A 7,805-nucleotide genomic window follows, 5' to 3' on the forward strand; every position below is an offset into this window, starting at 1 on the left:
CAAGTCGGTCAAACAGAAATCGTTTAGTCTACCTTTAAAGCCCTTGTTATTTAACTAAAACTATAGCTAACCGAGAAGTAACTATACTGTGGAAATACTCATTTTTTTAATAATAGGCGCGCTAGCAGGATTTGCTGCGGGGCTTTTTGGTGTGGGCGGTGGCACGATTATCGTGCCCTTATTGTTTATCGTTTTTACCCAAATGGATTACAGCCCTGACAGTATTATGCATTTAGCATTAGGGACATCATTGGCGACCATCATTGTCACCTCTATCAGCTCGCTTATGGCACACAATAAAAAAGGCGCGGTGATGTGGCTGGTGTTTAAAAATCTGGCACCAGGTTTAGCGATAGGTTGTTTTTTAGGGGCAGGGATTGCAGGACAGATATCTGGGTTGTATCTTCAGCTGATTGTTGGGGTATTTTTGCTGTGGGTTGCTTATAAGATGTTTTTTGCTGGTAAAAAACCTGTTGCTAGTCAAGTTAATGCTGGTGGCGCTCATGCTGAGCTACCGTCAAAACCTAAGCAATTAGCAGCAGGCGGCGTTATCGGTATCGCTTCTGCTATCTTTGGTATCGGTGGTGGCAGTTTAACGGTGCCTTATCTCACCCGTTATAATGTGGTGATGCAAAAAGCGGTTGGTACCTCAGCGGCGTGCGGGTTGCCGATTGCCATTGCCGGTGCATTAGGTTTTATGTTTTTTGGTATGCAGCAGCAAGTCGATGTGCCCAATACCATTGGTTTTGTCCATATTTATGCCTTTTTAGGCATTAGTATTATGAGCTTCTTTACCGCTAAGTTGGGGGCGAAAGTCGCGCATATACTATCACCAGAGCTATTAAAAAAATGCTTTGCGATATTATTAACGGTGGTGGGATTTTATTTCCTGTATAAAGGCTTGGCTTGATTTGTAAAACCCCATAAGTTGTGTTCAACTTATGGGGTTTCGTTTAATCAATAGGCTGTTTTTTGTTTTTAATTAATTAGCCTTTTATTTTTTTGGTCCAATCAACCTTACAATCTTTATATAAAATCTCACCGCTAGGACTGTTAACTAATGCTGCAGGTACTTTATGATAATTATTGATTATCATGCTGTCAGTCATCATGTTGAAGTTATTATCATCACCAAATACCGTTACCATATTATCGGTTTGTTCGTAGTTAATCGGCATAAAACGTTTTTTGCCGTTTATTTTGGCGGAAGCATAAGTTGGATGGTTGACATTGTTGAAACCATAGGTCACTTCGATATTGCTATTACCTTGACAAGTGTAATGAACGAGACGAGTTTTTACGGCATCATCGTGCGCTGCCGCAGGATCCATAACTTGATCTGAATAAGCTAAGGCGGAACCAGAGGCCAACATGCTAGAAAGGATAGCTGCTGAAGAAAATAATGCGGTTAATTTTTTCATATTTTTATTTGCTCTGTTTTATTTAAATGATATCAATGAAAATTGAAGTAAGGTTATCTAACTTCTTTAGGTCGTACTTTTTAAATGTCTATTTTATTCTTAATTGGAATATACGCTGTCGTATTTATTTTCTTTTTTATTGCTAGAAAGTAAAATAAAAAAATCTTGGTTAACATGGGTGTTTAATGAGCTATCTTGTTGAAAATGCTTTTCTAAGCTTGAGGTAAATAAAAGGCCTGTAAATCGAATATTTAAAATCCTATTATGGATTTGCATTTTTTAAGATAATACTTTATTACTGACGAGCATAAAAAAGCCCTAGTTATTGCTGTATGAAACAATAACTAGGGCTAATAATAAATCGGTAGAATGAATCTTTATTACTCAGTATGAATCTTTATTACTTAGTATGACAATTTATTACTCGCCCACGAATCTTGTCAGCGAGTAATAAAGTATCATACTGAGATTTAGCTAAACTCTTGATTTTATTACCTTCCATTTTGAGTGAAAAATAATAAAGTATCATACTGAGAGCTATTACCCATAGTAACTTATTACAATTTGGAGTAATAAAGTTTCATACTCAGTTATCTTAAATATTTCTTCAAAAACCTATTTAAAATCAATATTTGTTGGTTATGCCAAATAAACTTGTTGTTAACAGTTGCTTAAACAACTCAAATAGAATTTATTTAACCCCTTTCTCTGCAATTTTTCTTTTCAGAAGTGTTACTAAATTTGTGGTATCGATTTTGCCATCCTCATCTTTATAGTGCAAAGGCGTCACTCCTTGCAAATCACTTGCAAGTTTAGACTGTTGCCCTTTTGGAAAAGCAAATAGTGTGCGCTCTTTGCCCAAATGACCCATAAACAATCCCAATTCAAATATGACATTATCACGCGGTGCAGATGCTTCTATCTCTCTTGATATGACAATATCATCAGCAGTCATGATGGCCAAACCAAAATCATGAGTTTTAACGTGCTGCTCTAAAGACTCTAATGTATAAGAACCAGCTTGAAAAGCCTCTGGTTCACTCCAAAGCGTTACTTCTATGTCTGAGTGATCTAAATTAAGCTTTATATCCTCAACTACACGTATGGCTTCAACGGTGCTCGCGATAAATAACCGTGGCTTTGCATTGCATGGTTTGATTAAAGCGTTTTTTTCCTGCATCCTACTATTGTAATCTATAAGCAAAAACTTGTAAGCCATAGGATATTTGTCTAGTAACTCAGTAAACGAATCAACATTAACCTTTACAGTAACTGTCTCTGCCTTAGCAATTAAAGTTGCTGATCTTGATTCGGCTGGGTTGATTGCTGACATCTCACCAATAGTGATGCCTGATCCCCTAGAAAATAGTTCTGTGCCATTGATGATCAAGCTTGTGTTACCTGCAATGATGAAGAAAACATCTTGGTCCATCTCTCCTTGGGTAATGATGTTATCACCCGGCTTAAAACCTACTACTTGACCTATTTGCTGAATTTCTTTTGCAAACTCCATATTTCCATTAACGATTTTTTGCTTTAACAGCTCACTTATGACAGCTTGATCTTTATTTTTAAATCTTTCTAAAAGCGACATCTTAGTCCCCTATGTATTATTGTTTAACTTACAGTCATTCATGGTCATACAACATTTCTGACCTTTGCAGCACTCCCAAAATTTATCGTCTTCCAAAATCCGATTTTTTTCATTGAAAGGTATTTGGTATAACGTCTTTGAGCACTCATTTTTACAACTACCAATCGTTTTATGCTTACGCTTTGCACTACCGTCTGTGGTACAAATACATGCAGCTCGCTTGTTGAGTACCTTATTACCAATACCCGTAGCCACCAGTTCCGAATCGTAATATAGATAGTAATGTGGTTGATTCGGATAGCATTTAGCAGGACTGACCTCTCTAAGCTCAATCTTTTTAAAGTCAATGTTGACGTTATTGCCTCTTAACTTAAACAACCCATCCTCAACAAGCTGTTGATAGTATGCTGCATTTCCATGGCTCCACTCTTTAACCTGCTTTGGCCATTTTTTGTGTTTGCTAACGTACTCTTGAGCTCTTAAATACTTTTTAACGTAAGATATCCAATCATTAATTTTTAAGTCGTCTACCTCTAGACCTAAGCAAAAATAACCACCCATGTTTATGTGTCTGTTAGGACAGAAATTTGGTAAACAACCGCCACTCTCTTTGATCAACAATCCAGAGTCAGATTGAGTGGCTGTTAGCTCGAAGGCCTTTCTTTTACCGCTAGTCATCGTCACCTTCAATGTAAAACACAGATTGGATGCATTGTCTTTTTTGGAGTCTATACCAGCAGCATTAAGATACTGCTCAAGCTCATTTAAACTGGGCATGAGGCTTAAACGCAGGTCGTGATGGTGTAAACTCTTCATCCGATGGAGCTGGTACAGAAGAAGAGATATCGTCGTACATTGAACTTTCGTTTTTAGCGATATCTTTTTCTATCGCTTCATTATCAACTTCTTCAATACGCTCAAAGGTTATATCTGTAGCTGATCTATCAGAAAATAAATCTTCATATTTAGAGTCTTCTAAGACTCCAAATGCCGTTTCACCGATGCGTGTCTCTGTTTCGTGTTTGCACTGCATTTGTTCTTTTTCTGAGGTTATGGTGGATATCCCTAATGAAAAACGCGTACTATTATTTACACCCTCTTGACCAACTCTAAGATTAGACACGTCACCCAGCTCATAACCAATCGCCAAACCCAAATCGTCGGTTTGAATACCAAATCTCTCATTAAGCTTTTCTAGTGATAGGTTAAAGCTGCTTCTAATACCGCCTGACGCCTCAGTGCCAACTTCCACTGTCTTTAGTCTGTCTGTATATTTATTACTCCCTTCGCAGATAATGGCATGCATACAGTCGCCAATAAAACGAACCCGCTTACCTTTAAAGTCAGTATTGATGCAATCATCCATCTCTGATCTGATTACGTGCAAACAGCGGACAATGTTCTTTTTACCTTGCTCTGAATCCATATTGATGTTTACATAGTTTGTAAATCCATCAATATCGGCATACAAAGAAACCAGCTCTTGTCTTTTAGCCGTCTTATAGTAGTACTTATTAAAATCAAAATCTTCTAAAGGTGATGTCGCTCGCGAGAACTGAAAATCTTTTAATAGTTTAGGCTTAGGTGCGTTCTTATTAACACTCTCAAGTGACAAACCATTAGGTAGCGTTGTACGCTTAACTGATAATTCGATTTCATCAGAAGTTAACTTTGTTATCTTGGTTTTGTCTGCACTTACTTTGGAGAGTTCAAGGACATCCCTTGCATTAGCAGTGAGGTAAATCCCTTCTTTATCACCTGCAGCATGTTTTGCAGCATGATTAGCAGGGTTGCCTAAAAACAAAGGCTCTTTATTTTTGGCTCGGCCATTATTGACAGCTAAAGCGATACCAGAGTCAATACCCACTCTGATCGTGGCTGCTTCGATGTAATTATCGTTACTATCTTTTTGCTGCTGAGCGACAGCATCAATAATCAAATCACTAAGGGCAACGGCTCTATCTAAGCGCTTTTTCTCATTATCATAGGGTTTTGTGACGACGGCATGTAGACGCTGATTGTGGAAGTCTACAAATAAAGACTCAGATTCATCCAAGATGTATCTAATGGTTCTAAAATGTGAATCAAAGAATCTAATGGCTCTTTTGTGCGAGGTCTCATTCTCATTACCATCTTTAACCAATAAGTCTTCAAGATTTAAAATATCAACGTAGATATGAGCGGCATCCATTTCATAGGCTTTGTTAACTGGTATATTACTCAAACTCATCTCACGAGTATAAGATGCTATTTCAACATCTTTTACTGAGTCACACAGTTTATCTATATGTCCTTCCGCTCTATCCACATCCCAACTATAGTGCATTTTATATCCTTATTTTAAATTATGAGGTTTGACCTATATGGCATTAGTAAACAAATTTTCAATACAAAAAAATATTTTTCACTTGTGCTTAAGATCTAATTTATTGTATTTGATAGTCTGCTTTTATAAAAATATATGTCTATTCATAACGTAGAGCGTAGCTATGTATTCAGATATCAGTTACTTTCAGTGGGGTTCTTCTCGCTATAAGTGTCTCTGATCATAACAGTATTATCGTATTATTAAGTGCTTTAGGCATCAGCTCTTATTAATAACTCAACAATATACGACAACAGTTGTCGCATCATTTTCTAAACTATTATTAGAAGCATTAAAAAAGCCAAATACGCTTAGTATTTGGCCTTAGTCTTGGGAACGTAAACTATATTTGTTTCTTTAGGCTTTACACTACTTCAAATCATTGATTGTAATTGAGTAGTTAGTACTTTGATTACTTCCTAACATCGAATAATTCACCTGCCTACAAGCTTTCTGACTCCTATACGGATTAAACAGCTCATCTAGAGTGTAGTGAAAACCGCCATCTTCTATTCCAAATACATAATCAAAAAACAACTTGGTTATAGCAGACTGCGGGTGGCTATCGTCTCGAAAAGAATTGTTGCGTCGACATACCCCAGTAGATATCTGACCGAAAACCAGTTCTATATTGCTGGAAATAGAACTGGATGGATGTTTCTGAGTAGTATCCAATGTTTGAGAGGATTTAGCAGCCATTTCAACTGCTCTATATATTACATAGTACACAACCGATACAGAGTTCTCTGCCAAACACGATCTAAAAATACTGAATAATTTCTCAGTAATAGACGGCTCTAAGTTATTTAATTTTGTTCTAGTAGTCAGATAGTTTAAACATTCTGCTAGTTGGATGTCTGCACACCACATTCTAAACTGTTTATCGGCGACTAAGGCATGAATGTCTTTCTTAGATTTAGCAACCACCATTACTTTATTGAGATCGTTGGTGTCATAAGCGAACTCAAAAGTCGCCCGTTGATAATCAATCTCTAATTCCTGTTCCTCATTGATATTGATATATTCAAAATTATCTTCAGGAACCAATAAGAGCAGGTTTAGCTCGAAAAGATGTTGAAGGAGATGTTCATCCAACAGAAAGATTGGCGATAAAGGTAATGACTGAATGTCATGTAGAGAGATGGTGGTTTTTAAATCGTCTGTTCCTAGGCTTTCTATAGTTGCTGCTAATAGAAGCCTGTCAGCTTCGCTAAGTGTGGTTACTGACGGAATTTCAGTGAGTTGAGTAGTCCGATGGCTATTAATGTATTGGAGAAACGCCTGTTTTTGCTCTTCTTTTAAACTCTCTCTCTCAACAGGTTTTTCTAAAAGTGATTGCGCTTGTATTGTTCTTTTACTAAGTGCTTTCCAGCACGGATCACACCGCCAACTCTCTAATGTCAATTGATTAAACTGTGCGCGATTATGGCAGATATGCATTTTGCCGCAATCGATGCATTGGCTGTCGAGTACGACAAGGTGAGAATTGGTTTTAGCAATAACAGAGATATCCTTAGGTCTAAATCCAAATGCTTGACCGATTTCTTGACAGGTATGTACAAACTCGTTGGGTTTATTGCGCCTCATTAACCAGTACTTCTCACAGATAAGCTTAGTAGCGTCTGCAATGCCTGGTTGGTACTCTAATTTTGTTTTCATACTCGCCTTTTAATACCGACTATATCCCGTGGATATTATAGCCCACCACTGTGAGTATTGCTATTTTTAGCAGTGGTTAATGAGATGACGACAGATGAGCGTATGATTGCCTTTGGAAGGCGTGTCCGTGAGGTGCGAAAAGCCAAAGGAATATCTCAAGAGAGACTGGCAGAGATGGCGGGTATTGATCGAAGCTATATGGGGAATATCGAGCGTGGAGAGAAGAATATCACGCTAAAGAAGGCGTATGAGATATGCGATGCGCTAGAGGTTGAGATACAAGATTTAGTCTGAGGTTCTGACTAAATCTTGTGAAGTTATATATTGTTCAGAGGCGTACTTTGGACATTGTTCAAGTACGTTTTTAGAGACTGTACAGTACAACTGTTCAGAACGTTCAGTGAACAACTATGGCACTAACCCGTCTATCAGGCAAATTATAAATAAACTGCTGTGTAAATCAGACGGTTGGTTATATAGCACTCACTTTATTGAACAAATATAGGGTATTATTAATGCTTGAAAGCAGTGTCTTAGGTCTTAAAGAAAGTAGGTTCTATGAAAAAATTTATTCTAAGTATGGCGTTATCTCTCTTTGCCTTATCTTCTCAGGCAGCAGTTACAGTCACTGATAATCCATTTTATAGTGATGTCGAGGTAGAACATCCGTTGTTTGCTAAAGGTGCTGGCGGCTCTCAATGCAAAGGCTTACCGCGCACTTGTGGGCAGATGGTTAGCTGTGAACAAGCCAAACAAGCACTCAAAT

At 37.6% G+C, this 7,805-nt stretch carries 8 protein-coding genes; 3 read left to right on the forward strand and 5 right to left on the reverse strand.

Annotation, left to right across the window (positions count from 1 at the left end; genetic code table 11):
• Positions 1–88: 88 nt before the first annotated feature.
• The gene (locus tag V7D75_RS13550) at positions 89–910 is read left to right on the forward strand and encodes a sulfite exporter TauE/SafE family protein (protein WP_333614982.1); all 822 of its coding nucleotides are present in this window, start codon (positions 89–91) and stop codon (positions 908–910) included.
• Between the two features lie 76 nt (positions 911–986).
• Here V7D75_RS13550 and V7D75_RS13555 read toward each other — a convergent pair whose 3' ends face one another.
• The 5 genes from V7D75_RS13555 to V7D75_RS13575 form a co-directional block, all read right to left on the reverse strand.
• Positions 987–1,421, reverse strand: a complete 435-nt coding sequence (locus V7D75_RS13555; RefSeq protein ID WP_333614983.1) for an ACP-like domain-containing protein — start codon at positions 1,419–1,421, stop codon at positions 987–989.
• Positions 1,422–2,112: 691 nt separating this feature from the next.
• On the reverse strand, positions 2,113–3,015 hold the full coding sequence (locus V7D75_RS13560) for a TIR domain-containing protein (RefSeq protein WP_333614984.1): 903 nt from the start codon (positions 3,013–3,015) through the stop codon (positions 2,113–2,115).
• 9 nt (positions 3,016–3,024) lie between these two features.
• Positions 3,025–3,792 carry an E2 domain-containing protein gene (locus V7D75_RS13565; RefSeq protein WP_333614985.1) on the reverse strand — a complete coding sequence of 256 codons (768 nt, stop codon included), beginning with the start codon at positions 3,790–3,792 and terminating at the stop codon, positions 3,025–3,027.
• Positions 3,776–5,341, reverse strand: a complete 1,566-nt coding sequence (locus V7D75_RS13570; protein ID WP_333614986.1) for a transcriptional regulator — start codon at positions 5,339–5,341, stop codon at positions 3,776–3,778. The genes V7D75_RS13565 and V7D75_RS13570 overlap by 17 nt, the downstream gene beginning before the upstream one ends.
• Positions 5,342–5,749: 408 nt before the next feature.
• Positions 5,750–7,039 (reverse strand): hypothetical protein, encoded by a 1,290-nt coding sequence (locus V7D75_RS13575; RefSeq protein ID WP_333614987.1) that lies wholly within the window; start codon positions 7,037–7,039, stop codon positions 5,750–5,752.
• A gap of 84 nt (positions 7,040–7,123) precedes the next feature.
• Here V7D75_RS13575 and V7D75_RS13580 point away from each other — a divergent pair, with 84 nt between their 5' ends.
• The gene (locus V7D75_RS13580; RefSeq protein ID WP_333614988.1) at positions 7,124–7,333 is read left to right on the forward strand and encodes a helix-turn-helix domain-containing protein; all 210 of its coding nucleotides are present in this window, start codon (positions 7,124–7,126) and stop codon (positions 7,331–7,333) included.
• A 264-nt stretch (positions 7,334–7,597) separates the two neighbouring features.
• Positions 7,598–7,805 (forward strand): hypothetical protein (locus V7D75_RS13585; protein ID WP_333614989.1); only part of this gene is annotated, 208 nt, incomplete at its 3' end.

This window comes from Psychrobacter sp., assembly GCF_036731945.1.
GTDB lineage: Bacteria > Pseudomonadota > Gammaproteobacteria > Pseudomonadales > Moraxellaceae > Psychrobacter.